Origin of the sequence: Fulvivirga sp. M361 (assembly GCF_007097395.1) — a bacterium.
Taxonomy (GTDB): domain Bacteria; phylum Bacteroidota; class Bacteroidia; order Cytophagales; family Cyclobacteriaceae; genus Fulvivirga.
Map to the genome: position 1 here is coordinate 39,478 of NZ_VKDC01000023.1, position 26,053 is coordinate 65,530.

Annotated in this window: 17 protein-coding genes; 8 read left to right on the top strand and 9 right to left on the bottom strand. The window is 39.3% G+C overall.

What is annotated here, in order from left to right:
- The first annotated feature begins 174 nt into the window (after window positions 1-174).
- Complete coding sequence (locus tag FNH22_RS21595) at window positions 175-9,261, top strand: T9SS type A sorting domain-containing protein (RefSeq protein WP_185154341.1); 9,087 nt, start codon at window positions 175-177, stop codon at window positions 9,259-9,261.
- Between the two features lie 5 nt (window positions 9,262-9,266).
- Here FNH22_RS21595 and FNH22_RS21600 read toward each other — a convergent pair whose 3' ends face one another.
- The 5 genes from FNH22_RS21600 to FNH22_RS21620 all read right to left on the bottom strand — a co-directional run bounded on the left by FNH22_RS21600 (window position 9,267) and on the right by FNH22_RS21620 (window position 13,504).
- Complete coding sequence (locus FNH22_RS21600) at window positions 9,267-9,968, bottom strand: 16S rRNA (uracil(1498)-N(3))-methyltransferase (protein WP_143400530.1); 702 nt, start codon at window positions 9,966-9,968, stop codon at window positions 9,267-9,269.
- Window positions 9,969-10,226, bottom strand: a complete 258-nt coding sequence (locus FNH22_RS21605) for an acyl-CoA-binding protein (protein ID WP_143400531.1) — start codon at window positions 10,224-10,226, stop codon at window positions 9,969-9,971.
- 72 nt (window positions 10,227-10,298) lie between these two features.
- Window positions 10,299-11,585: a citrate synthase gene (locus FNH22_RS21610; protein WP_143400532.1), complete on the bottom strand. Its 1,287-nt coding sequence runs from the start codon at window positions 11,583-11,585 to the stop codon at window positions 10,299-10,301.
- A gap of 84 nt (window positions 11,586-11,669) precedes the next feature.
- A complete protein-coding gene (locus FNH22_RS21615; RefSeq protein WP_143400533.1) occupies window positions 11,670-12,488 on the bottom strand; it encodes a prohibitin family protein in 819 nt (272 codons plus the stop codon).
- Window positions 12,489-12,529: 41 nt separating this feature from the next.
- Entirely contained in the window at window positions 12,530-13,504 is a 975-nt protein-coding gene (locus tag FNH22_RS21620) for a tetratricopeptide repeat protein (RefSeq protein WP_143400534.1), read from the bottom strand.
- A gap of 235 nt (window positions 13,505-13,739) precedes the next feature.
- Between FNH22_RS21620 and FNH22_RS21625 the strand changes: the two genes are divergently transcribed.
- Window positions 13,740-14,609 (top strand): RNA polymerase sigma factor RpoD/SigA, encoded by an 870-nt coding sequence (locus FNH22_RS21625; RefSeq protein WP_143400535.1) that lies wholly within the window; start codon window positions 13,740-13,742, stop codon window positions 14,607-14,609.
- Between the two features lie 14 nt (window positions 14,610-14,623).
- Here the strand turns inward: FNH22_RS21625 and FNH22_RS21630 are convergent, their stop codons facing one another.
- Window positions 14,624-15,193 carry a hypothetical protein gene (locus FNH22_RS21630; protein WP_143400536.1) on the bottom strand — a complete coding sequence of 190 codons (570 nt, stop codon included), beginning with the start codon at window positions 15,191-15,193 and terminating at the stop codon, window positions 14,624-14,626.
- Between the two features lie 166 nt (window positions 15,194-15,359).
- Here FNH22_RS21630 and FNH22_RS21635 point away from each other — a divergent pair, with 166 nt between their 5' ends.
- A complete protein-coding gene (locus FNH22_RS21635; RefSeq protein ID WP_143400537.1) occupies window positions 15,360-15,989 on the top strand; it encodes an inorganic pyrophosphatase in 630 nt (209 codons plus the stop codon).
- An 84-nt stretch (window positions 15,990-16,073) separates the two neighbouring features.
- On the opposite strand, the gene FNH22_RS32100 is transcribed toward FNH22_RS21635, so the two are convergent.
- Window positions 16,074-16,220, bottom strand: a complete 147-nt coding sequence (locus FNH22_RS32100; protein WP_185154342.1) for a hypothetical protein — start codon at window positions 16,218-16,220, stop codon at window positions 16,074-16,076.
- 209 nt (window positions 16,221-16,429) lie between these two features.
- Between FNH22_RS32100 and FNH22_RS21640 the strand changes: the two genes are divergently transcribed.
- From FNH22_RS21640 to ccoS, 3 genes are all read left to right on the top strand, one after another.
- A complete protein-coding gene (locus tag FNH22_RS21640; RefSeq protein ID WP_143400538.1) occupies window positions 16,430-17,266 on the top strand; it encodes a universal stress protein in 837 nt (278 codons plus the stop codon).
- A 9-nt stretch (window positions 17,267-17,275) separates the two neighbouring features.
- A complete protein-coding gene (locus FNH22_RS21645) occupies window positions 17,276-19,657 on the top strand; it encodes a heavy metal translocating P-type ATPase metal-binding domain-containing protein (RefSeq protein WP_143400539.1) in 2,382 nt (793 codons plus the stop codon).
- A gap of 62 nt (window positions 19,658-19,719) precedes the next feature.
- Window positions 19,720-19,899, top strand: a complete 180-nt coding sequence (gene ccoS, locus FNH22_RS21650; protein ID WP_143400540.1) for a cbb3-type cytochrome oxidase assembly protein CcoS — start codon at window positions 19,720-19,722, stop codon at window positions 19,897-19,899.
- 1 nt (window position 19,900) lies between these two features.
- Here the strand turns inward: ccoS and FNH22_RS21655 are convergent, their stop codons facing one another.
- The gene (locus tag FNH22_RS21655; protein ID WP_185154343.1) at window positions 19,901-20,485 is read right to left on the bottom strand and encodes a DUF4136 domain-containing protein; all 585 of its coding nucleotides are present in this window, start codon (window positions 20,483-20,485) and stop codon (window positions 19,901-19,903) included.
- A gap of 86 nt (window positions 20,486-20,571) precedes the next feature.
- On the opposite strand from FNH22_RS21655, the gene hemN reads away from it, so the two are divergent.
- A complete protein-coding gene (gene hemN / locus FNH22_RS21660; RefSeq protein WP_143400542.1) occupies window positions 20,572-21,930 on the top strand; it encodes an oxygen-independent coproporphyrinogen III oxidase in 1,359 nt (452 codons plus the stop codon).
- 64 nt (window positions 21,931-21,994) lie between these two features.
- On the opposite strand, the gene FNH22_RS21665 is transcribed toward hemN, so the two are convergent.
- Window positions 21,995-23,557: a hypothetical protein gene (locus tag FNH22_RS21665; RefSeq protein WP_143400543.1), complete on the bottom strand. Its 1,563-nt coding sequence runs from the start codon at window positions 23,555-23,557 to the stop codon at window positions 21,995-21,997.
- A gap of 206 nt (window positions 23,558-23,763) precedes the next feature.
- On the opposite strand from FNH22_RS21665, the gene ccoN reads away from it, so the two are divergent.
- Window positions 23,764-25,899: a cytochrome-c oxidase, cbb3-type subunit I gene (ccoN, locus tag FNH22_RS21670; RefSeq protein WP_143400544.1), complete on the top strand. Its 2,136-nt coding sequence runs from the start codon at window positions 23,764-23,766 to the stop codon at window positions 25,897-25,899.
- The last annotated feature ends 154 nt before the right edge of the window (window positions 25,900-26,053 follow it).

The following is a 26,053-nucleotide window of genomic DNA, read 5'->3' on the forward strand; positions in this document are numbered from 1 at the left end:
TTTAATATAATTATTCATTTTTTTTAGAAGTATTGCGGTGGTTACGTTAATACAGTGCAGCAGATAAACTAAGGAGTTTAAACGACATAGCGAACCTAATTAAACAATTTTTGACATATCATGATTATTTAATTGATGAATATTATGTCATCTAGCATAAACAGTAGAACGAGTATGGAGATTTTTTTGAGTAAGAACCTGACAGCCATGTTAGGTACTTTTTTGATAATGACGTCGTATATGAGTGGTTGGGCCCAGACCGGTCCTGCTGGTGTGGGTAACTTTGATGGCTCCAATGGGCAAAAGGAAAATATCATTTGGTTAGATGCAAGTACACTGGGGCTAGCCGATGGGGCGGCTATTGCTACCTGGCCTGATTTAAGTGGTAATGGCAACGATTTAGTTCAACAAGGTGCTGATAATACACCCCTTTTTGAAACCAATGGCTTGTTCGGTGCTAATCATAATGTTGCCCTGTTTGATGGTACGGAACGTTATCTGACTTTACCAGACAATGCTGACTTGGATAACGCTTTGGGTGGAATAACGGTCATAGGTGTTATTTATAATCCGATACTTGATGGTGTGGCAAGAGCAATATATTCCAAACGAAATAGTTCTGGTTCTCAACAGACCTACAGTGCGTTTACGTTTTCATCGTCTCGTTTGAATTTCGATGTACATAATGGTGGTAACAGGCGTCTGGCTTCTACTATTGGTTTAAACACGGCTACAGACTATATATTTAGTAATAGATATTCAGGCACATTACAAGAAATTTATTTACAATCAGACGCTTCGGGGTCCAATAGCACTTCGGGAAATATAAGTAACACTAATTCAAATTTAATTTTAGGAGCTTTAAACAATGATGATGGTAGATATTACAATGGCCACATAGCGGAGTTGATTTTTTACAGGGAAGCCCTTAATGATGGTGAGCGTTTGATTGTAGAAAATTACTTGAGCCAGAAATATGGTATCACTATAACCAATGACTTTTTTGGTACTGCTGCCGGATTTGATGCTGCTTTTGTGAACGATTTTATGGGAATAGGTACCGGAGATGGAACTAACAAGTTGGGCAGTTCAGGTTTTAGTGATGCTTTGCAGGTATCCGAAGCGAACGGGTCGCTCAATAGTGCGAATGAGTTTATCATGTTAGCCCATGATAACACAGTCCATGCAGATAATGTAACAGCGAATATAACTGACCCTGACATCACCGATCGTTGGGCACGTAGTTGGTTTTTGGAAGCGACGGGAGATGTTTCTGTGGAAATGCGGTTCGATTTTGGTACGGCAGGTCTGGCACCGATAGGAAGTGCTTCTGATTATGTGTTATTATATCGGGCAACTACTGCTGATGATTATACCAGGGTCCTGGCAAGTACCTATGTGATCGAAAATGGAGACCAATTAGTGGTTGATCTGGGTAATTTGAGTATGCCATCAGGATATTATACAGTAGGAAGAGGTACGCAATTAGTTACGGATAATTGGTATTCTTTTCAATCCGGAAATTGGAATGATCCTCTTACCTGGACCACCATTTCCAATGGTTCGCTTAGAGAACCAACTGGCGGAGGAGTGCCTCAACCAGGTGATAATGTGACGATTTTATCGGGACGGACAGTCACAATGACCGATAACAACCGTGATGCCGTTACACTTACTGTCAATGGGAGACTGGATATCGAAAATACATCTGATCATAATTATTTTGCCATTTCCGGCAATGGTGTAATATCGATAAAAGGGGATGGGTCTTCTAATGATAACTTTCCAACAGGTAATACAACATTGTTCGCGGACTCTATAGTAGGAGGTACAGTAGAAATCCTAGGTGCAGGCCTGAATTTGGATAACAACCGGTCATTTAATAATGTAGAGATAAGTCTTGATAATGCGGCAAGTGTAGCCACTTTACTGGCTGATTACAGTTTAAACGGTGACTTGACGGTATCCAATGGCATTTTACAGATCAATGATAATAGTGCGACTACGTCCTTGTCTATGACAACTTACGGCACTGTTCAAATTGATGCTGCCGGAGAATTAAATGTTGGTACGGCTAATGTAAGGCATGAATTTAATTTTTATGGTGATTTTACGAATAACGGGCGTGCAGAATTTACAAATAGGAGTGTGCCAAACTATGGCGCTGAGGCTACAGATGGTATTATTGATGCCAATTTTTTGAGTGGTTCGAGTGATCAAACCATAAATTGTAACGGTGTTACCAACTTTTATCGAATAGAAATTGATAAGGGGCTTGATCAGACTTACATTTTAGATATCAATGCGACTGTTGCAGCTAATTTCAACCTGTTTGGTCCGGCAGATTATGGACATTCCTCAGTGGCACAGTTGACTACAAATGAAAATAATTTAGGATTGTTAAGGGGAACTGTTCGTCTTAATACGAATGTTGATGTTCCTGTGCTTAATAATACGGGTAACTACAATATTCCGGAATCGGCGCGACTATGGGTTAATGGGGGTTCGGCCGAAAAGCCAGGAGGTACAGCCATCGTGCCTTATGGTACAGTACAACTAAGTGCGGGAATTCTTAATGCGCCTGTGAACAGTGGGATTACTACGAGAGATAACGGCAATATCATAGTAGAAGGAGGTACGATGACGGTTAACCAGATCAGAACATCAGTTCTTGGTGTAGAGAATATTGGTGGTTACACGCAAAGTGGTGGTACCGTCAATGTAACCGGCAATAACATTTCTACCAGCTATTATGTATTTAGTCTGACCTATCCCGGAAATACATTCAATATGTCGGGGGGTACGTTGAATGTTTCCGGTGCACGTACGGGATCAAATACAGGAGGAATATTTATAGCCAGTAGCGAGAGCAATCAGAGTATAACAGGAGGTACGGTAGTCATGGAGATCAATAGGAACGACGATTTCAAAGTGACCTCATTGTCTCCTTTTTGGAATGTGATCATGCGATATACATCAGGCACCGGAAACGAGGTAGATCTGATAAATGGTTCCTCAGGAACAGGTGGAAACGTGACTACAATTAACACTCCTGATTTAAGAGTTCTTAACGACCTGATGATTGAAGATGGTATCACCTTTGATCATAATGGTTTTGATGTGGAAATAGCGAGTGACTTTATTATACAGTCCACGGGTGATTATGTATATGATGTGGCCAAACCGAATACAACGACAATCAACGGTACGGATAATTCGTTGTTATCATTTCAAAACAGGACGGGTGGCTCAGGTGATGAACAAGTGTTTTGGAACCTTATCATAAACAAGCCAACGAATAGAACCGTTTCACTTGCTTCAGGCAAAGGTTCACCCACTGGTTCAACTAATAATTTGATAAATATTGGTGGCGATGCATTCAAAGTTCTGAGTGGAACAGTTGACAACGGCCAACATAGTATAAGAGTATTCTCAGACTCGTTAGTGAACTATGATGTTCTTGGAGTGTATGATCCCGCTAATAACCAATCAAATGGTAACGATGATTTCATTAAGCTGACAGATCAACCTATTACATTGGTAACCGCTGATACTAGTAGGTTCGGCAATGTTCGATTTAATAATAATAATGATATAGTAGAGTTGACAAGTGATGTATACATAGAACGATTTCAATATCGCTTTGGAAGAATGAGATTGGGTGAGCATAATTTAAAAATTGATGCTCTAGACATAAACTTAAGGGCCGATAGGGCAGATTGGAATTCCTGTGGTGGATGTTTCTCTGTTGAAGACATGTTCATCACTAATGGACAAACTTCTGATGGAGGGTTAAGCCTGTATATTCCAGCTACTGGACTAGACCCTGAGGATGGAGATGCTATTTTCAATTTTCCTTTTGGTACAGGTACAGATGGTTTAGATGCCGCATTAAGTGGTGGGAATTCAAAATACACACCTGCCCAGGTTACTATTAGTAGTGCAACTGATGACGGATATATCACTATCCGGCCAGCAGATAATACATTGGCTACAACCGCAGCTTCAGGAGGTGATATTTTGTCCTATTACTGGAGAGTGGACTTTGAAGGTTTTGCTACACTGCCTACAGTAGAATATCAATTTACCTATTATGATAATGATCTTGATGGATCTACTAATGAAGCTTCCTTCGTAGCCGGGAAGGTCTTAGAGGTTGACCCTTTCACACGGAACTTCGAAGATGATGGTATACCCGAAAATGAAGGAGTAGATGACGTAAATAATATCTTAACTTTCAACGGGCCTGCAGACACAGGGTTCACATTGGAAGCAGCGAGCTATACCGCCGGGCAGTCAGGGAGGTTTGTAGGAGCGCCTACCATTTATTATTCTACCACCGTTAATAATGGTAATGATACCAATTTTGGCAATCAGGATCGATGGAATCAGTCATCGCGATGGTCTACTGTAGGTCATTTCTCCGGTACTAATACAGGTACTTTCCCTCAAGCCGGTGATATCGCTATTATGGCTTTTGGATTATCGAACCCTACATCGACTGTAGATAATGTACAGCGGGCGCATTGGTTTTTTGTGAATGCCGATACTGAAGCGGCTAAGTTGATATTTTCAGAGACGGTTGAAAATTCAAATGGTGTCCTTGTTACTAATGATGAATCCTTTCAGCCTCAATTAATTATTCAAGCCAATAACGCTCATGATGTGACTTTTGGTACGGTAGAAGGTAATGGGTCTTTTAATGTTCAGCTAGATTGCAGTCCATGCAACATTAATCCTGCATCCTCAACAGTAATAAACGCCAATATCAATGGTGATTTCGGTCTTTTTGCCGATGAGACTTTCGCCAGGTTTGATTTTGACCTATACTCCAATAATAATACCTCTGTATTTATGCCCTCTTCCTTTCCGGTTGTATTTCCTAATGTAAATATTAAAGGGCAGGGTGGCAATGGTAGAAGGTTGGTATTTCAAGATGATATTACAATCAAAAGAAATCTCACTATAAGGCAAGGAGCATTTTTAAGGTTAAGCAATACGGCTGCCGGAGACATTACAGTGGGTGGTGATTTGAATATGACGGTTAACGATGATGGTGATGAAGTGGAATTTCCACAGGATGGCCCCGGTCGCACGTTGACCATTGAGGGTGACATTAATATGGATAATAATAACGATGAAATATCTGTACTTGATAATAATAGTGCAGCTGACATTACCATAAGCAGATTACGAGTAGGGGGGAATATAAATCAAAATACTGGACGGATTAATTTATATTCTGATGCCGGTGCAAACAGAGACCAGGTAGAATTAGAATTGTTTGGAACCACAAACGGTGTTTATACCAGGACCAACAATCCTGAGATGAGTTTGTATCGTTTGATAGTTAATAAAGGGTCTGACAAAACCACCACCTTTACCATCTCTGAGTCCTTTTCATTGAATGGAGAAACAGATGGTGCAAACAAAGCATTGGTATTGCAGAATGGTAGTTTAATTCTTAACGATGCCGGTATTAATATAGATCTTACAACAGGTGGAGATGATTTTACCATACCTGCTTCAAGTGGTCTTCAAGTTACCCAAGGGACGGTTAATGTTTCCGGAAATGATTCAGGAATAGCGTTGGATGGTTGTTTGATTATTGATGGTGGTACGGTTAACATGGACGATGCTGTGGGCAATGGTAATAATTATATTGAGTATTCAGCGTCAGGTAATGCCATATTAGAAATATCTTCGGGCACATTGAATGTAGGGTCTCAAATAAGACCGATTACCTCAGCCAACACCGGTATCCTAAAGTATAGACAAACAGGTGGAGATGTAAGAATAGGAACTCAGGCAGGACCTGAAAGTACCAGGGGAATGCTACAGATCTATAATGTAGGCAGCGAATTTACCTATACAGGGGGAACACTAACCATTGAAAGACATCAAACTACACCTTCCATTGCGGCATTGTTTCTTGATCCGGACATATCTGATGTGACAGGGTCTAACATCACGATTTTTAACGGAAATACACCTGCCGGGCAGACAGATTTTAGAATTAACTCGACCATAGCGCTGGAGAACCTGACCATAAACGGCACAAACTCTCCTTCTGCAAATTTGAATATCAATACACTTACGATAAACAACCAATTATCGATAGCCGCAAATGCTACGTTAAACGGTAGTGGCTTAACACTGACGGTGGGTGGTGATTTCGTAAATAACGGTGCCTACGATGCTCAAGGCAATGAAACTATCTTTAATACGAGTACTAATCAGAGCATTAGCGGAAGTGGTACCAATACGTTCTTCAGGTTTACAAAACAGGGTTCAGGTACCTTGAGTTTGACAAATTCAATTGATGTAGCAGACCTATTTACTATTTCGGAAGGCGTCCTCGATGACAATGGTTCCAGTATAAATCTGGCTGCTGATGCCGTAATAGATGGCACTCATATAAGTGTTGGTGGATTGGGGTTAGTATTTGCAGGGGCTTCAAATCAAGAGTTGAGAAGAAGTGCTTCAGGTACAGGTACAGTTGGTGTTATATCTGTTAACAACTCTAATGGAGTGACTGTGCCGGATGGCAATGGCTACAATTTTAATATTAATGGTGGGCTGAGACTGGAAAGTGGTGTATTTAGTGTAGGAGGTGCTTCTATATTGTTCGGAATAAATGCAGGCATCACACCGGTAAATCCCTTTTCAGTTACTAATATGATCCAAACGAATAGTTCGTTTGTAGATAGTGGTATTGGTAAGCAATTTGCAGCAGGTTTTAGCACAGATTTTACCTTTCCTGTTGGTCAATCATTTTATACACCGGTTTCTTTTGACTTTGGTACGCCTGGCAACACATTCGGCAGTTCAAACGGTACTATTACTGTCCGTCCGGCCAATGAATTTCATCCTACAATAAATGATGGTATCAATACATTAACGACTGGTGATGTCAACAACGTTTTGCAATATTATTGGACTGTTATGGCGAGCGGAGTGACCGGCTTAACGGCAGATATGAGTTTTGGTTATGATAATTCTCAAGCCTTGGCAAATCAGCCAGGAATCAACTTTGAAGAGAATGATTACATCGCCGCACGGATCCTTTCTTTTAACAATCCTACTGATGAGATCAATAAATTTGATGTTACATCTGTTGATGAGGTGAATGATATAATCACCTTTAATTTTGGGATGGCCACTGACAATGGCATCACCGGTGACTATTTTGCCGGGCTCGATGATGCTATTCCTGATAATGTAGTTACTTATACAGCTGTTAGCGGTGGTGGAGATGTGGATCAGCAGGTTTATGATATACCACTGCCTAATGGAGCCGGATCACCCCCCAGTGGTGCGGTGGTCATTGTACCATCAGGTAATACCCTACGATTGAATGTAGATAACATTCGTTTTTATCGGACTGAAATTCAGTCAGGTGGTATATTGGAAGTGGATAATACAACTAATCATCGATTGGGTGAATTATCAGGTACGGGAACGCTTCGTATTACGAGCGATGGTATCAATGCTAATTTACCTGCCTTTTCAGGTAATTTTTTAAGTTGTTCAGGAGGTTCTTTGGAATATGCAGGTACCGGTAGCTACAGCGTTATGTCAGGCATTACCACCCTTAGAAGTCTTAGTATAACGGGGAGTGGCAACCGTAGTTTAGCTAATAACAACATTACAATCTGTGAAGATTTTACATTAGACGGCCCTACATTTGAAAATGTGAATAACAGGATCATCATTGTATCTAATGACCTTAATGTGTCTAATGGTACTTTCAACAGTAACAATGGAATCATTGTGGTTCGTAATGATTTGAATGTGAATGGAGGGGTCTATAATGGTAACACGGGAGGAATAACTTCTGTGACCAATAATTTAAACCTGACCTCAGGTAATTTTAATGTCGGTACTTCAACCATTAATCTTTTAGGAAACATGTCTCGTACCTCAGCTGTTTTTGATGGAGGTTCCGGAATAGGTAGGGTGAATTTCCTCGGTTCAACTTCACAACAACTGACAGGTGATTTCACTAGTTCAAATTCTTTTCATAGGCTCTTAATTAACAACCCTGCGGGTATGGCTGTTAGTGGTGGAAATGTTGAAGTGGAGAATCTGGTTTTCCTTACTTCAGGGGTGATTACCATGGGAGGTGGTAGCTACATACAAATGGGGGCTTCAGCTAATTTTAGTCCACCAACCGGTCAGGTTAATTCTTATGTTAATGGACAAATAAGAAAGGTTATTTCAGGTTCGAGTTTCAACTTTCCAACAGGAAGCACTACCTTTTGGCGACCATCCAGTGTTAGTGCTGTTTCTACGGGAGGCCTTACATGGGAGGCTCAATACTTTGAAACAGCTGCTACTACCAAAGCAGTGGTGGACAATTTAACCCCAACAGATGTGGCAAACATTGCTACCCTTTCCAGTGGCGAACATTGGGTGATCTCCGATGGAAATGTTGCACCCTCCGGTGTTACTGCAAGGGTAGGACTGAGCTGGGGGATGGCTAGTGATGTATCAGCTACCTCTTCAGAGAGAGAAGAACTTGAAGTTATGGTTTGGAACGATGGGTTAACTTCCTGGGATAACCTTGGCGGTACAAGCTTCAGCGGAGGTCATACACAGTCCGCAGGTACTTTTTCGGCTATATCTACAGTAGGTTTTAGCGAGCAAATATTTACCCTTGGTTCCGGAGATGCAGCCAACCCTCTTCCTATTACTTTGACTTCCTTTACGGGCAAAACTGTAAGTAATGATAATCATCTCGAATGGGAAACAGCTTCTGAAATAAATAACGATTATTTTGAAGTTCAACGCTCACCGGATGGTATTACTTATTCTACCTTAAAAGTGATCGATGGACAGGGGACAACTGAACAGGCCACCAGGTATAAGTTCATAGATATTAACCCATTGCCTGGATTGAGTTATTACCGTTTGAAGCAAGTGGATATTGATGGTGCTGAGACTGTTTTTAATGAAACACGTTTTATAGTGAAACTTTCTATTTCTTCTGGTAGTAAAAAGCTTTCCTTTAGCACTTACCCTAATCCTACAACCGAGGACAACATAAATATTAAGTTGGAGGCAGATCAAAACAGTTCTTTACTAATACAAATGTATGATCTGAACGGAAGGGTTCTCTATAAAAACCTGTTAGAACCAGGTGAAATAGACGCTGAAATTAAAATAATGCCTAACGAACGTGTGAGAAAAGGGATTTACATCCTCACGATGGAACAGGGAGGAAAGAAGATCAATAGAAAGCTAGTGATTAAAGAGTAGTAATGTCATTGGTAATTCACCAAATTCAAGATATGGCAGGCCGCAAGGCCTGCCGTTTCTGTTCTTAGTCGATGCTGGCCGAGGCTTACCATTTGCCAACCCAGGCTTTTGGATGATTCTATTTCTTCCTGAGAGAAATCACCTTCAGGACCAATAAGAACACAATTATTCATACCAGGCCGACTCATTGAAAAAAGATCTTTCGTATTTTCGAAATCTACACAAGCAATATACTTCGATTGACAATGAACGGAATGGATGAAGTGCTTGAATGTTACCGCTTCATTAATTTTGGGTAATGTGGCTTTTATAGATTGTTTTATAGCAGAGACGGCTTTCCTGAAGAGGCGTTCGTTTTTTATCACAGTACGTTCTGAGTTTTGACATATTACTAATGAAATCTCATCTATACCTATTTCAGTGGCTTTTTCTACAAACCATTCCAGCCGCTCCATATTTTTGGTAGGAGCGATAGCAATGTGTATAAAATGAGCTTTGTTAGTTTCCTGACGTGTGGACAGTGTTTCAAACTTACATTTTCTGGCGTCTTCTTCAGTAATACGACAAGTGTAAAAGTTGCCAATACCATCAATGATGGTGACCTCATCACCCACTTTTTTTCTAAGCACTTTAATGCAGTGTCTTGATTCTTCTGAGTTTAAATAGTCAGCACCTTTGGCAATATCAGGCTGATAGAACAACTGCACCTATGCGTATTTACGGATAAGTTCTTTCACCAAAGAAACATAACTTTCCATGGCTTCTTCACGTGTTTTACCTTTTAACGTTTCCCAGGCATCATATTTTGCAATCGCCTTGAAATCAAAGCCTCCAGGCCTGTTTTCAGTAGTATCTCCTTCTGTACTTTGCTTATACAAAGCATACAACTGTAGAAGTTCTTCATTTGATGGACGCTTTGTTAATGTCTTGGAGTCTTCGATTGCCTGTTTAAATTCTTCCGTCATTCTTTATTATTTATTGACATAAAAAAAGGCTAAGTAAATCTACCCAGCCTTTTCATTGTATTTTAAACGATATTATCTTTTATCAACCGGGGTATAAGGCCTTACATTCTCACCCACATATATTTGACGGGGTCGCCCTATAGGTTCACGATTTTCACGCATTTCTTTCCATTGAGCGATCCATCCCGGTAGCCTTCCGAGTGCGAACATAACCGTAAACATGTCTACAGGGATACCTAGTGCACGATATATTATTCCTGAATAAAAGTCCACGTTGGGATAGAGTTTTCTTTCTACGAAGTATTCATCATTTAAAGCTTCGTATTCCAGACCTTTGGCTATGTCAAGTACAGGATCTTTTACACCTAGCTTATCCAGCACTTCATCAGCAGCTTTTTTGATAATCTTGGCTCTTGGGTCAAAGTTCTTATAAACCCTGTGACCGAATCCCATTAATCGGAATGGATCTTCTTTATCTTTCGCCTTAGCCATCCATTTTTTAGTGTCTCCACCATCCTTTTTGATGTTTTCAAGCATCTCTATTACAGCGGAGTTTGCACCACCATGTAAAGGCCCCCACAGGGCGTTGATACCGGCAGAAATAGATGCATATAGACTGGCCTGACTTGAGCCCACGATACGTACTGTGGAAGTAGAGCAGTTTTGCTCATGGTCCGCATGTAAGATCAATAATTTATCTAAAGCATTTGCAATAACCGGATCAGCATCATAATCAGCAGCCGGCAGGGCAAACATCATTTTCAGGAAGTTAGAGCAATAATCAAGCTTGTTATCAGGGTAGTTTACTGGGTGACCTACTTCATTTTTATATGCCCAGGCTGCAAATGTGGGCATTTTTGCTATTATCCTTATGATACTCATGTTCACCGCCTCACTTGATCTGTTTGGATCAAGTGATTCAGGATAAAATGCCGTAAGAGAGGTGACTAAAGAAGATAAAACCCCCATAGGGTGTGCGTTAGAAGGAAAACCTTCCAAAATCTTTTTTATATCTTCATGAACAAGTGTATGATACTTGATGTCATTTTGAAAAGCCTGTAACTCTTCAGGGTTGGGGAGGTTCCCATATATAAGCAAATAAGCGACTTCGATGAAACTGGACTTTTCTGCTAACTCTTCAATAGAATAGCCCCTATAACGTAGGATTCCCTTCTCACCATCCAGGAAAGTAATAGCGCTTTTTGTTGATCCCGTATTTTTGAAACCAGGGTCTAAAGTGATTACACTTGTATCTCCTCTGAGCTTTGATACATCAAAAGCTTGCTCATTTTCAGAACCTTCTATTATTGGAAGCGTATAGGTTTTGCCGTCTATTTTTAGTTCAGCGGTTTTAGACATATGACATTTGGATTTTCAATTTTGACCTTAAAATTGGATTGTGAAATTAGTTAAAAATTGCTACAATAAAAACCAGTATAATCTCTAATTGTTCCCTAGTATGAGTGGCATACCATCCTTTCCACTTCCTACTATCACTACTTTACTATTAGGTGATTTTGATAGTTCTAACGTAGCTTCTATCCCTCTCATTTTTAGCAAATTTTCAGTTAAACTGCTGTTTACTATGTCGTTAGCTGCAGCTTCTCCCGAGGCTGCTATTCTTTTTCTTTCTGCTTCACTTTTTTCTCTGTCTAACCTGAACTCATAGGCCAATGCCTCCTGCTCTTGTTTTAACTTGTTTTCAATAGCCGATTTGATTTGATCTGGTAAGTTAATGGATCGTATAAGCAATGCTTTCATTTGAATATTATTCATATCCAGCGTCTTTTCTGTTTCCATTTTGATACCGGATTCTACCTCTGCTCTTTTAGTAGAATAGATCTCTTCTGCTGTAAAACGTCCCATCACTTGCCTTACTGCTGATCGTACTTCAGGTATTACGAGCTTATTTATGTAGTTGGTTCCAAAGTTTTCATGTAAGAAGCCAATCTGATCATAAATTGGATGAAAACGAACCGTTACATCTACACTGATGGATAGTCCGTTTTTATCCAATACGTCCATTTTTTCCTCAGCAGTATTTTCTTTTACATCGTATACATAGAGACTATTCCAGGGGGCTTTGAAATTAAAGCCCTGACCTATTACATTTTCTTTGTCCAGACCTCCTCCGAATTTTTTAAAGATAACCGCTCGTTCACCTGACTCTACGGTATAAAATATACTGGAGGAAAGACCAAATACGACCATCAAAGCTACTGCTGCAATGATTATTAACGGTAAGTATTTTCTATTATCCATGGTTACTAGTGTTTTATAATTTGTTTAGTTGTTTCAAGAATTCATTGAGAATCACAAATTCGCTTTACTTTATCAAAATCTTCATAATATCCTAATCCTCCGGCTATGTCCCAGTCATCACACGCCCCTTTTTTGTCATTCATATCGAACTTGCAATTTCCCCGTGCTGAAAAATAAGACCCATCACTGTCTTTTAATATGATGGCAGTATTATAATCTTCTAACGCCTTTTTTAGTTCTTTTTTGGCCTGGTAAGACTGACCGCGATAGAAGTAACTATCTGCATTCTGATAATTCTTTATAATTGCTATGTTGTACATATAGATAGCCGAATCATAAAACTGGAGATCGTGATAAACATTTCCCTTATAGAAGTAATATCCGTAAAAGTCAGGTGTGATTTCGATCAGGCTTGAGGCTGCTTGCAATGCCTCATCATATTTTTTTGCTTCATAAAGTGCTATGAAACGATAATAATGATACTTTTCCTGGAAAGGCCTCAACTTTACAGCCATATCATAATCTTCTACCGCCCCGTCAAAGTCACCCAGTTCATATTTCATTTTACCTCGGAGAATGTAAGAGTACGCCGTAGTATCGGTAGGGTTATGAATAATGTAGTTGGAAAAATTAGTAAGTGCTTTGTCGAGTAGACCCAAATTACGGTTTGCAAACCCTTTGTACATCCATATAATGTGAAGTTCCGGGTCCAGTGCCTGAGCTTTGTTGAAGTCGGTCAGAGACTTTTCGTACTCTGCTAATTTGAAGTAGGCTATCCCTCGATGGAAGTAGGCATCTTTAAAGGTAGAATCTTGTTGTATACATTGATCAAGCAGGTCAATGGCTTTATTTGTGTCTATTGATAAAAAGTAGTAGGCTCTGTGAAATAACAGATCAGCGCTTTTCTTTGTATCCTGGGCCAAAGAACTAAAGTAAGATGGAAAAATGATCGAAAATGCAAGAACGCGTTGAAAATGCCGGACCGGACTTGCGGGTTTTAAACTAATTTTAGACAAGGTTTGATTAAATTATGAAAATAATCCTTAAGGTATTCAATTATTTTTTGTATCATGCGAGATTCTGTAGAAATAGGGTTTTTTTAAGAATAAAGCCTTAAAACGAGGCCTAAAAGTTCCACAGATTTCAAAAACATTTCAAATATATATAATAAGGGAACGAATTGACGTTTTATTTGTTAATAAGAATTGGAAGACGTTTAACAGCAAATAAATATAGAGGTAAATAAGTAGAATGAGACAACTGAAGATTACGCAGTCTATTACTAACAGGGACAGTAGGACCCTGGAAAAGTATTTCAATGAAATTTCGAAGGACGAACTTTTAACGCCGGAAGAAGAAGTGGACCTCGCGCAGAGGATCAGGGAAGGGGATGATGCAGCATTGGAAAAGCTGGTAAAGGCTAACCTGAGATTTGTGGTATCTGTGGCTAAGCAATATCACTACTCTAATAAAATACCCTTGAATGATTTAATTAACGAAGGTAATCTCGGTTTGGTTAAAGCAGCGAAGCGATTTGATGAAAAAAGAGGTTTTAAATTCATATCGTATGCAGTATGGTGGATCAGACAATCTATTATCCAGGCATTAGCTGAGCATTCCAGAATAGTCAGGATTCCATCTAATAAAATCGGAGCGCTATCAAAGATTGATCAGGCATCATCTGTACTCGAGCAGCAATATGAAAGAGAACCAACCGATGAAGAGTTGGCCGAGTTATTAGATATGTCAGTGGATGAGGTTCGAACCACAGTCAGGTCTCAGACCAAACAGGTATCTATTGATAAGCCTTTTTCAGAAGATGAAGGGAGCTCATTACTGGACGTGATGGAAGATGAAGACAGCAATCGCGTAAATGATATTGTTTACAAAGATTCTCTTAAAAGAGAAGTGAGTAGATTACTTTCTACACTTACAGAACGAGAAAGAACGGTTATTAATCAATACTTTGGATTAAGCGAGAGCACAAGCTTATCTTTAGAAGATATTGGAGAAAACCTGGGATTGACCAGGGAACGAGTTCGTCAGATTAAAGAGAAGGCATTGAGAAAGCTTTCCAAAAATCCTAAGAACGAATTATTGATACCTTATTTGGCGAATTAAAGAGAATCCGAAGTCTATGTACTTCGGATTTCTTCTAATTTATTGATTTGTGTTTGAAGCTCCCTACGGAGCTTCATTTGTTTTTCAAGGGCTTCTTTTTTGTGCTCCTCGTATTCTGCATTAAGCTTATTGAATTCGTGTATTTTTTTTCTTGAAACCACCGTGCTTGTTTTAAAGCGTCCGTATAGTAGCACCAACATTATTATGATCAGGGTTATTACAGTGAAGCTTATGATGATAAAAGCTTCTTTAAACATGTTAATGCCTAAAACAGAAATATGAGTAGCTGCAAATTCCAGCCCCTCTATTTCCTGGTTTTTTGCTGTAATAACAGCTTCTTTTTCAGTGATATTTCGTTGTTGAACCTCAATGCTATGTCGTGCTTCTGCCAGTTTGTTTTCTATGATATTAATGGAATCAGTGACGGTATTCCAAAAACTGTTTAATTCAGTCTGTTTGATGACCTTGTAAACCTTAAAAGTTTCTGCATTATCCCGGAGTTCTTTAAATTGCTCCTCCAGTCCTTGTCCCTTGGTTATTATAGTGGTAATACCAAGAATAAATAAAAGTGTAACGATTCTCATGATTAATTTTTAAATCTATTTTATTTACTTCGCTCCGTGAATGTAAGTATTAAGCAGAGTTAATCCATATCTTTATTAAGCTCAAAATAAAATTCGATAAAAAGCGTCTGTTTTCGATTGACGGAAATAAAAGTAGAGATAGAGTAAAATACCATAATAAAAAAAGATGACGAAAACTTCAGCAAATAAGTCCATGGCGCATCCCTGGCATGGCATATCATCAGGAAAAGATACTCCGGAAATTGTTAATGCCTTTATAGAAATGACGCCTTCTGATGGTGTTAAATATGAAATAGATAAACATACAGGCTTTCTAAAGGTGGACCGCCCACAGAAGTTTTCAAATATTGTTCCCGCACTTTATGGTTTTATTCCCAGGACATACTGCGATGTAAGAGTGGCAGAGTTGTGCAACGAAAAAACAGGTCGTAAGGATATTGTTGGCGATAAAGACCCAATAGATATATGTGTATTGACCGAACGAAATATAACCTATGGTAATATTTTAGTGCCGGCAGTACCTATAGGGGGATTCAGAATGATAGACGGTGGTGAGGCAGATGACAAGATCGTAGCTATTTTAAAGGGAGATGAAGTATTCGATAAATGGCGTTCTATTGCTGACTGCCCGGATACATTGATCAACCGTTTGAAGCATTATTTTTTAACCTATAAAGAAATGCCAGGTGATGATCCTGTAAAGAAAATAGAGATCACCGATATTTATGATAAAAGCGAAGCCTACGAAGTTATAAAACGAAGTTGCGAGGACTATGCAAATAATTTTGAAGTATAATAGCTGCTGCTTTTTGAAGAACGAGGTATTTTGGTGCAATTAGCGGCATGTTAGATACTGATAAATGAAGCTGCACTTTACCCTTTATTTTTTCAGCGTTGCCATTTCGTTGACTTTTCTTTGCAATTGCAGGTAAGCGGCGACCTTTTTCATTTGTTTCTCTATATCCTCCCTGGAGATACTACTTTCCTCATATATTTTTTTGATATTTTTTCTAATGTCTATGATCATATGAATAGTCTTTAAATTGTTGTATATGTTTAACGTAAGACCGGGGGGCTTTCGTTCTCTTTTTTTACCGTATTTTTTGTTTTATTCTGAGCTGTTCCGAAAAGTGACCTGTGTGTGAAAATATGACAGATATCAGCTAATTTTTTGATAGCTGTCATTCAGCATGATAACTCAATAAAATAGATTTGAGTTTAAACAATGACAACATTATGTTAAAAATATTAGTGCCCACAGACTTTTCCAGCGAAGCTGAAAATGCGTTAAACTTTGCTGTGAAGTTAGCATCAACTACGGATGCGCATATTGAAGTACTTAACGTTGTAGAATATAATGTTGGCATAGCTTCTGATCCGGTAGGAATTGCTGTTCCAACTACATATGAAACGGAGTTTGCAGAATTAATGAAAGCCGGAGCAAAGCAAAAAATGGATTACTTCCTTAAGCAATTTGATGTTGAAATGACTTCTACCATACAAATTGGTAATCCTTATTTTGAGATATCGGAACGTATCATTGAATCCGGGACTCAGTTGGTCATTATGGGTACAAAAGGGGCTTCCGGAATACGAGAGTTCTTAATAGGTTCTAATGCAGAAAAAGTAGTGAGAAAAGCTAAGTGCCCGGTAATTACACTGGCAGAACCCACGGAACCATCAGATATTAAAAATATAGTCTTCGCTACAAATATCACAGATATATGTGATGATCTTGTTGCTCATGTTAAACAGTTACAAGATATTTTTCATGCTACTATTCACTTGTTAAGGATAAACACTCCCAACAATTTTAAGAGAGACGAAGTCACACTCACAGGGCTGGAAAATATGGCTACGAGATTTATGTTGAAAAATTATACCATCAACATATATAACGATATCTACGAAGATCAGGGAATATTGACTTTTGCGGAAAGAATTGGTGCCAATATGATTGCAATGGGAACGCACGGACGTAAAGGGATTGGACATCTTTTATCTGGCAGCCTGGCTGAAGATATTGTAAATCATGCCAAACGGCCTATTTGGACTTACCATATTAACAACTAGAATAATTCTATGTCTCAGGGAGTTCTTCTTGAAAAGCAAATAGATTGCTTTCACTGTGGTGAATTGTGCGAAGAGTTGACAGTTGTTCATGATAGTAAGTCATTTTGCTGTCATGGGTGTCGTGCGGTCTATGAGCTTTTTCAGGAAACTGACCTTCAGGATATATATGATGCCAGAAAAGAATTTAAGACCAAGCAAGGGGCATATGAACATTTGAATAACCCGGATATTTTAAATAAGCTCTTAAGCTTTCAGTCGGATGATTACAATAAAGTAAAGTTGATATTACCTGCCGTGCACTGCAGCTCTTGTGTGTATCTTCTTGAGAACCTTAATCGCTTACACAACGGTGTGATTCGTGTAAACCTGAACTTTACAAAAAAGGAAGCAGATCTTCATTACAATCCAGCGAAAGTGTCTTTGGTGGAGCTATCAGAATTATTAGCTTCTATCGGATACCCTCCCAAGTTTGACGCTGAACCGCAGAAAAAGACCAGTCAGGCTACGAGTCGACTATCCATGAAAATTGGTATAGCAGCCTTTTGCTTTGGTAATATTATGTTACTAAGCTTTCCCGAGTACTTTGGTTTTGATGAGTTAGGTGATAATACCTTCAGCCGTTTTTTCGCATGGATCAACATAGCGCTTACTTTACCCATTATTTTGTATGCTGGAAATGATTACTTCATCTCAGCGTGGAAAGGCTTGAAAAAAGGTTTCATCAATATTGATGTACCTATCGCTCTGGGTATTTTGACCTTATTTCTGCGAAGTTTATATGAGGTGATTACAGCCGTAGGGCCTGGCTATCAAGATTCACTAGCCGGTTTGGTGTTTTTCCTTTTGATCGGGAAATGGTTTCAAAGTAAAACCTATGACAATCTTTCCTTTGAACGAGACTATAAATCTTATTTTCCACTGGCGGTACTGAAACAATTAGAAAACAAAGCAGAAGTATCGACACCCATACAAGACCTGAAGCCAGGGGATAAGATCATGGTACGCAATGAAGAAATTATTCCTGCAGATTCTGTCTTGCTGGATGGAGTTGCGCATATTGATTATAGTTTTGTTACAGGTGAATCAAGGCCGGTTAAAGTGAGAAAAAATGAGATTATTTATGCTGGAGGCAGACAAATAGGCGAACGCATACTACTGAAGCTGACTAAACCCACTTCACATAGCTACCTTACAGAGCTTTGGAATAACCCGGTTTTCAAGAAAACAGATCTCTTCAATGTAACCCTGTTGATTAACAAGGTAAGTCGATATTTTACACTGATTGTCTTGAGTATTGCCGGTTTGGCCGCAGGCTATTGGTTAATGACGGACCCTAAACAGGTTTGGACAGTGATTTCGGCAGTTTTGATTGTTGCCTGCCCCTGTGCACTTGCACTTTCAGCGCCTTTTGCAAATGGTAATGCTATTCGTATACTAGGACGTAATAAGTTTTATCTTAAGAATGCAGATGTGGTGGAATGCTTGTCTTCAGTAGATACAATAGTTTTCGATAAAACGGGTACAATAACATCTACTAATAGCGGTCAAGTGAATTATGAAGGGGAGACTTTGGAAGCAATGGACACAGCTGTATTGGCAGCTATGACTGCCAATTCAACGCATCCTTTGAGCAAGCAGATAGGTGAATCTTTAAAAGTAACAGAACCTGCCATACTTCAAAACTTTTCGGAAAAACCAGGTTTGGGATTAACAGCACAGTACAATAACAATTCCTACAAATTGGGATCAGAGGAGTGGGTATCGGGTATAAAAGGTACTGAGAAAGGCACTAAAGTATTTATTAGTAAGAATAAAGATGTATTAGGATATTTTTGTATCAGCTATACATATCGTAAAGGGCTTTTAGAGTTGGTGCAGAAGCTGAGAAAACGATATGAAATACTTATATTATCCGGCGACAATGATCATGAAAGAGAAAAACTAGCTTCTGTTTTTGGCGATAGAGATATGTATTTTAATCAGAGTCCTGATGATAAACTGCAATTTGTAGAGAAACTCCAGCAAAAAGGCAAGAAGGTCATGATGCTGGGAGATGGTTTAAATGATGCCGGAGCCTTAAAGTGTAGTCATGTGGGAATAGCGGTCACAGATGATGTAGCGTCTTTTTCACCCGCTTGTGATGGTATAGTTCTCGGAGAAAAACTATCCTGGATTTCTAAAGTTTTGGAATTTGCATCAAATGCCAGAAGAATTGTTATGATCAGTTTCATCATTTCATTTGCTTATAATGTTTTGGGAATAGGGCTGGCAGTAAGTGGTATGTTGACACCTTTGATAGCAGCTATTTTAATGCCGGTAAGTAGTATATCGGTGGTTGTTTTTGCTACATTAGGTATTAACTACATGGCAAAGAAGCGACATTTAATGTAGCGACTGTGCCGTTAATTGGCTTTATTAGAGTAAAACAATACAGAAAAATAATCGAGTACGATATGGCAGTTATTTTTGTCCTTATTTTAGTCAGTATGACCGTAGCCGGAGGGTTTTTAGGACTTTTTATTTGGGCCACCAAGTCAGGTCAGTTTGATGACACTGTAACACCATCCATGAGAATGTTATTTGATAACAAGTCATCAAAGGGTAAAACAGGAGAATCCAACATTAAAAAGTAGATCAAGGAACTCGTTTAGGGAACTTCCTCATGGCTTTTCTTACACTTCTGTTGATCTCAGTCTGGGTTATTGTTGGTGAAAGTGACATAGACCTTTTGGAAGTAGATCTCCAGAGCATTTGACCGGTGGCCCGTTGACCGATATCAATGATCAAAGCGCCCTTTAAAAAATAGTAGTAATCTTCCCGGTGATAATCATCCCAAAAAGGTAGGTCTTCTTCGTGAACCCGTGCAAATTTGGCAGAGTCTTCCTGTACTACAATATGATAATCAACAATCAAGTCCGCCTGATCATCGGTTTGTTCATATCCTTTATCGTACATTTCTTTTGCTACAGCATTCCCGATCATTTCGATTACAGCACTGTCATTTAAATACCCTGGTCCCTGATAGTTTAACTCGCACCCTTCTAACCAACACCAGGTTTTAAATTGAGTGAAATTAGCCCGGGGATCATATTTGACCTTAACCTTAACCGAACTACAGGCTATAAACAATAATATGAATACACTGAAAACCAGTTTTTGCATGCTATAGGCGCTTTTTAAGTAATCAAAGTAGCATTGTTTTTGGCTGAGAATATCCATGTTTAATAAAGTCAGAATGATCCTCATCAGCACATGACCTGATGTACGTCATCTTTTGTTTTTTTTAAATCTACCATCTTCACTTCATGAAAATTACAAAATCTCTGATCAAAAAGTATAATGTACCAACGCCGAGGTACACCAGCTACCCGACTGTTCCCCTTTGGGAAAACAAATTTGAATCCATCCATGACTGGATGAAAATCGTTAAAAGGACGTTTGATGAAACCAACGAAGATCAGGGTATAAGCTTATATATTCATTTACCTTATTGTGAAAGTTTATGTACTTATTGTGCATGTAATACTCGCATCACTAAGAATCATAAGGTAGAAGCTCCCTATATTGACAGCATACTGACAGAATGGAGAAGATACCTTACAACCTTTGGAGAAGCTCCTATAATACGTGAGTTACATTTAGGAGGTGGTACACCTACCTTTTTCAGTCCTGAAAGCTTACATAGATTAGTAAATAGCATACTTTCTTCCTCTCGAATCCACCCTGAAAGGGCGTTTTCTTTTGAAGGACATCCAAATAATACAAGTCGGGAACATTTACAAACATTGTATGATCTGGGCTTCAGGAGGGTGAGCTATGGTGTACAAGATCTGGATTTCAAAGTACAAAAAACGATTAACCGTATTCAGCCTTTCGAAAATCTGGTACGTGCTACAGATGAGGCGAGAAGTATTGGTTACACTTCTGTAAACTTTGATCTTATCTACGGGCTACCGTATCAAACTTCAGAAACGGTGGCGGATACAATAAGCCGGGTGCTTGCATTGAGGCCGGAACGTATAGCATTTTACAGTTATGCTCATGTGCCCTGGAAACGACCAGGTCAGAGGGCCTATGATGAAGCTGACCTTCCCACAGACAGTGTGAAACGTGCGCTTTATGAAGTAGGCAAGGCACTATTAATTGAGCATAATTACACCGATGTTGGTATGGATCATTTTGCCTTACCCGGTGACGAATTATATGTAGCTTATCAGAATAAAACCATGCATAGAAATTTCATGGGATATACTGATGCCTCAACAGATCTTTTAATTGGTTTAGGTGTTTCTGCTATAAGCGATGCAAAATACGCATACCTGCAAAACGTTAAGGTAGTGGAACACTACAGGGATCAGGTGACGAAAAAAGAAATGGACTGGGAGAATGGACACATACTTTCGGACAAAGATTTTTTTGAAAAGGGGCAGATCCTGGATATCGCCTGTAGTGCGGAACTACGTTGGGAGTCTGGAGAGGTGGATCTGGACGTGCTTATTCGACTGAATGAAATGGCTGCAGAAGGCTTGATCGAGCTCTACGACAAAGGTTTTAGAGTTACGGAGCTTGGTATGGCATTTTTAAGGAATATCTGTTCTGTGTTCGATAAGCGAATGCATCAGAAAAGACTGAACGATACACCTGTTTTTAGTAAAGCCATTTAACCAGGTTATTTCTTTGTGAGAGATCCGTATAATTTAATAGTTAGCCAAACCTTAATAGAATAGACTAATCATTAATATCTGAATAACCTTCATTATTAAAGTCCGGGAAAACCTTTTTGATGTTCCGGTCAGTGGGCTTTTTGGAATTGGTCCAATCTGCAGGCAACTCAAGTAGTATTAATTTTTTATTATTCAATTCTGCTTTCAATTTGTCTATATCTGCATTGTATGATTTACCACGGCGCTTAGTTTTCAGCGCATATTTTCGGGCAAAATTATCTCCATCAGTTTGCAACTGATTTCTTATATCAATGTTTATTTTTAGTTTATCAAGAATATCATTTTTAGACCTTCCAATAACTTCTGTGGCTTCCAATGTGCCTAATGTTAGTATAGCAGTACCCCCTACACCCGTTACATAGTTTCTGGGATCCTCCTCAAGGAAGACCGGCGAAATGCCTGTAGCTGCACCTAAAGTAGCACTGACAATGGATCGATGTTTTTTTCCCTTTTTTGCTTTTTTTAACGCTTTATTCAAATCCCGTTGATTTTCGTCTAAATGAGCGATCAAATCCCTGGTTTCTAATAGCATAGACCGATATTTTTGATATAACCGCAGATCTTTCTTTTCAATGTTTTCTGCATCTGTTACGCTTATAAGTATCTTTTTATCCTGTTTTTTACCACTTTCATCAATGGCAAAAAATGTTACTTGTATAGTATCTACTTTACCTTCTTCTAAAAGGAAGTCATATCCTGGGGTCCACTTGAACTCCCACTGAGTATTCGTATATTTAGTTAAAGCGCTTTTATCCACTTTTAGGTTGTTACTCAAAAAACCTACGTCAACCACGTTTTCATCGCCGTTGGGGTCTGTTACATAGAGATTAAGATTGACTACTTCATCTTCTCTAACTGAAAAAATGGAATCCGAAGGTACTATAAGAATATCCGGAGGTAGGTCTAACTGAGTGGATTGTATCACTATTTCTCCGGTGCTCTCTAATTTTTCGGGCTGGTCCTGAACTATAAATCGTATTCTAAGTGGTTTTTTTTGCAAACTCCTGAACTGATTACGAGATGGACGCCAGGATAGTATACCAAGTTCTGATAGAGAAGCCCCTTCCGGGAGGTCTTCTAATACCGGTTGAAATACGATAGGGTCTTCGTCCGGATCTCTTACCTGTGAAGCCTTATTTAAATTGTATTTATTTGTATTGTACTGTTTTACATAAAATACAGGGATATCGTTAATTTGAGGGGGTCTGTTCTTATGAATGACATCAAATTGAACTTGTTTGTTCGCTTTCTGACCATTTTTGCTGATGGCAGTTATGATTGTACTGAATCGTTTCTTCTCTTCGATCCTACTGACCAGATCATGTGAGGGTACCCAGAAAAAATTCCCGGTAGAATCAAAAGATATTCCCAGCTCACCTTCATAATCAATTTTAAAATCATAGTATCCTTCTTCTGAACCGGAAATACTTAACTTAAAAGAAACCGTGTCACCTTCCTGCACTACATTCCATCCGGGTTCAGAGGGAATATTCCACATCTCTTGAGCATCAATAGTATAGCTGGCACAGAAAACAATAAGAAAGACGATAAGCACTCGATTTTTCATGTGACAAATATAGAACCGTCAGCATATTGTGCAAAGTTTAAGACGGTAAGCCTCCATAGCTTCCGGTGTAATAGGGTCAGCTTGAGCTATTTTGATTTTCTAAAATGATTTAAATCAGTTTAGCGACTAACCTCGGTCATACGGGTGCCTTAAAGTCATCACTACTTTCGTTACGGATTATCATAACGAACAAACCCAGATGTTATATGGAACTTGAAAAATTTAGCTACGACAATAAAATTGTAAAATATTTTATAGTAGCTACTGTAATTTTTGGCCTTGTAGGTATGCTTGTCGGGCTTACACTGGCCATACAACTGTTTTACCCGATATTCAACTTTGATTTACCTTACACTACTTTTGGAAGGATACGTCCACTGCACACCAATGCAATCATTTTTGCCTTTGTGGGTAATGCCATGTTTGCAGGGACTTATTATTCCTTGCAACGGCTCTTAAAAACGAGAATGTTCTCAGATGCGCTAAGCTGGATCAACTTCTGGGGTTGGCAGTTAATTATTTTGGCAGCAGCCATCACCCTTCCGTTAGGTTTAACCACTTCCAAGGAATATGCGGAGTTGGAATGGCCGATAGATATAGCCATTGCCCTGATATGGGTGGTTTTTGGCATCAATATGATCGGTACCATTTTACGTCGGCGTGAGAAACACATGTATGTGGCAGTTTGGTTTTACATTGCCACGTTTGTTACCGTAGCGGTACTTCATATTGTAAATTCATTTGAAATGCCTGTAACGTTATTTAAAAGTTACAGCTGGTATGCTGGTGTGCAAGATGCATTGGTACAATGGTGGTATGGTCATAATGCAGTTGCTTTTTTCCTAACTACACCGTTCCTGGGATTGATGTACTACTATCTTCCCAAAGCTGCAAACAGGCCGGTTTATTCTTACAAACTGTCTATCATACACTTTTGGTCGCTGATCTTTATTTACATCTGGGCAGGACCTCACCATTTATTGTATACCTCTTTACCTAACTGGGCACAATCTCTCGGGGTGGTGTTCTCAGTAATGTTAATAGCTCCCAGCTGGGGTGGGATGTTAAACGGTCTGCTCACTTTAAGAGGTGCCTGGGATCAGGTACGTGAGAACCCAGTATTGAAATTTATGGTGGTGGCTGTTACTGCCTATGGTATGTCCACTTTTGAAGGGCCGATGCTCTCATTGAAAAATGTTAATGCGATTGCTCATTTTACCGATTGGATTATTGCTCACGTACATATTGGCGGACTTGGTTGGAATGGGTTTTTAACATTCAGTATGTTGTATTTTATGATCCCTAAGATGTGGGGCACCAAGTTATATTCTGTCAAATTGGCCAATATACATTTTTGGCTCGGCACCCTTGGAATAATCATTTATGCACTTCCCCTGTATGTTGCCGGTATTACACAAAGCTTAATGTGGAAGGAATTTAACGCCGAAGGTTTTCTGGAGTATAAAAATTTCCTGGAGACAGTTGTTCAGATATTGCCAATGTATGTACTACGGGCCGTAGGCGGGTTATTATATCTGGTTGGGGCAGTATTAATGACCTATAACCTGACAAAGACGGCAGCTCAAGGTACTTTCATACCCAATGAAGATGCGGAAGCGGCGCCATTGGAAAAAGCTACCCAGCAGTCAGACGGTGGCTGGCATGGTGTATTGGAACGCAAGCCTTTAGTATTTACGGTACTTACGTTAATTGCTATTGTTATAGGTGGAGTGATTGAGATGGTACCTACCTTCTTGATTGAATCTAATGTCCCAACCATTACAAGTGTAAAACCTTATACACCATTAGAACTTCACGGGCGGGATATCTACATCCGTGAAGGGTGTGTAAGCTGCCATTCACAAATGGTACGACCTTTCCGCTCTGAAACTGAGCGATACGGGGAGTATTCTAAGGCAGGGGAATTTGTATACGATCACCCCTTTCTTTGGGGGTCAAAACGTACCGGGCCTGACTTGCACAGGGTAGGAGCTAAATATCCTGATAGCTGGCATTATTATCATATGCTGGAGCCTGGAGTAGTTTCTGCGGGCTCTATCATGCCTCCTTATCCATGGCTATATGAAAATGTAATTGACAAAGCCCTGACAGCCGGTAAGATATCTGCCTTGAGAACGATAGGTGTACCTTATGAAGATGGGTATGAGGAGATTGCCAACAATGATCTGGATGCTCAGGCAGCACAGATAGCACAAAATCTCAAAGATCAGGATGGTATAGAGATATTAAAAGAAGCCGAGATCATAGCGCTGATTGCCTATCTGCAAAGACTAGGTACCGACATAAAAATACAATCCCAAGAAATCGTATCTAACCAATAACGACATGTTTAAACATTATTTTGAATTAATACACCAAGTGGAGATCTGGCCGATCATATCCCTTTCTATATTCTTCTCGTTTTTCATTGGTTTGTTGATATGGGTGATTAGGGCAGATAAGGACTATATCAAAAGTATGAGCGAACTGCCTATA

Excerpts from the sequence above, each read along its gene's own strand:
- FNH22_RS21595 (WP_185154341.1), top strand. The coding sequence starts at position 175 with ATGGAGATTTTTTTGAGTAAGAACCTGACAGCCATGTTAGGTACTTTT.
- FNH22_RS21605 (WP_143400531.1), bottom strand. The coding sequence starts at position 10,226 with ATGACGGAAGAATTTAAACAGGCAATCGAAGACTCCAAGACATTAACA.
- FNH22_RS21610 (WP_143400532.1), bottom strand. The coding sequence starts at position 11,585 with ATGTCTAAAACCGCTGAACTAAAAATAGACGGCAAAACCTATACGCTT.
- FNH22_RS21615 (WP_143400533.1), bottom strand. The coding sequence starts at position 12,488 with ATGGATAATAGAAAATACTTACCGTTAATAATCATTGCAGCAGTAGCT.
- FNH22_RS21625 (WP_143400535.1), top strand. The coding sequence starts at position 13,740 with ATGAGACAACTGAAGATTACGCAGTCTATTACTAACAGGGACAGTAGG.
- FNH22_RS21630 (WP_143400536.1), bottom strand. The coding sequence starts at position 15,193 with ATGAGAATCGTTACACTTTTATTTATTCTTGGTATTACCACTATAATA.
- FNH22_RS21635 (WP_143400537.1), top strand. The coding sequence starts at position 15,360 with ATGACGAAAACTTCAGCAAATAAGTCCATGGCGCATCCCTGGCATGGC.
- FNH22_RS32100 (WP_185154342.1), bottom strand. The coding sequence starts at position 16,220 with ATGATCATAGACATTAGAAAAAATATCAAAAAAATATATGAGGAAAGT.
- FNH22_RS21640 (WP_143400538.1), top strand. The coding sequence starts at position 16,430 with ATGTTAAAAATATTAGTGCCCACAGACTTTTCCAGCGAAGCTGAAAAT.
- FNH22_RS21645 (WP_143400539.1), top strand. The coding sequence starts at position 17,276 with ATGTCTCAGGGAGTTCTTCTTGAAAAGCAAATAGATTGCTTTCACTGT.
- ccoS (WP_143400540.1), top strand. The coding sequence starts at position 19,720 with ATGGCAGTTATTTTTGTCCTTATTTTAGTCAGTATGACCGTAGCCGGA.
- FNH22_RS21655 (WP_185154343.1), bottom strand. The coding sequence starts at position 20,485 with ATGGATATTCTCAGCCAAAAACAATGCTACTTTGATTACTTAAAAAGC.
- hemN (WP_143400542.1), top strand. The coding sequence starts at position 20,572 with ATGAAAATTACAAAATCTCTGATCAAAAAGTATAATGTACCAACGCCG.
- FNH22_RS21665 (WP_143400543.1), bottom strand. The coding sequence starts at position 23,557 with ATGAAAAATCGAGTGCTTATCGTCTTTCTTATTGTTTTCTGTGCCAGC.
- ccoN (WP_143400544.1), top strand. The coding sequence starts at position 23,764 with ATGGAACTTGAAAAATTTAGCTACGACAATAAAATTGTAAAATATTTT.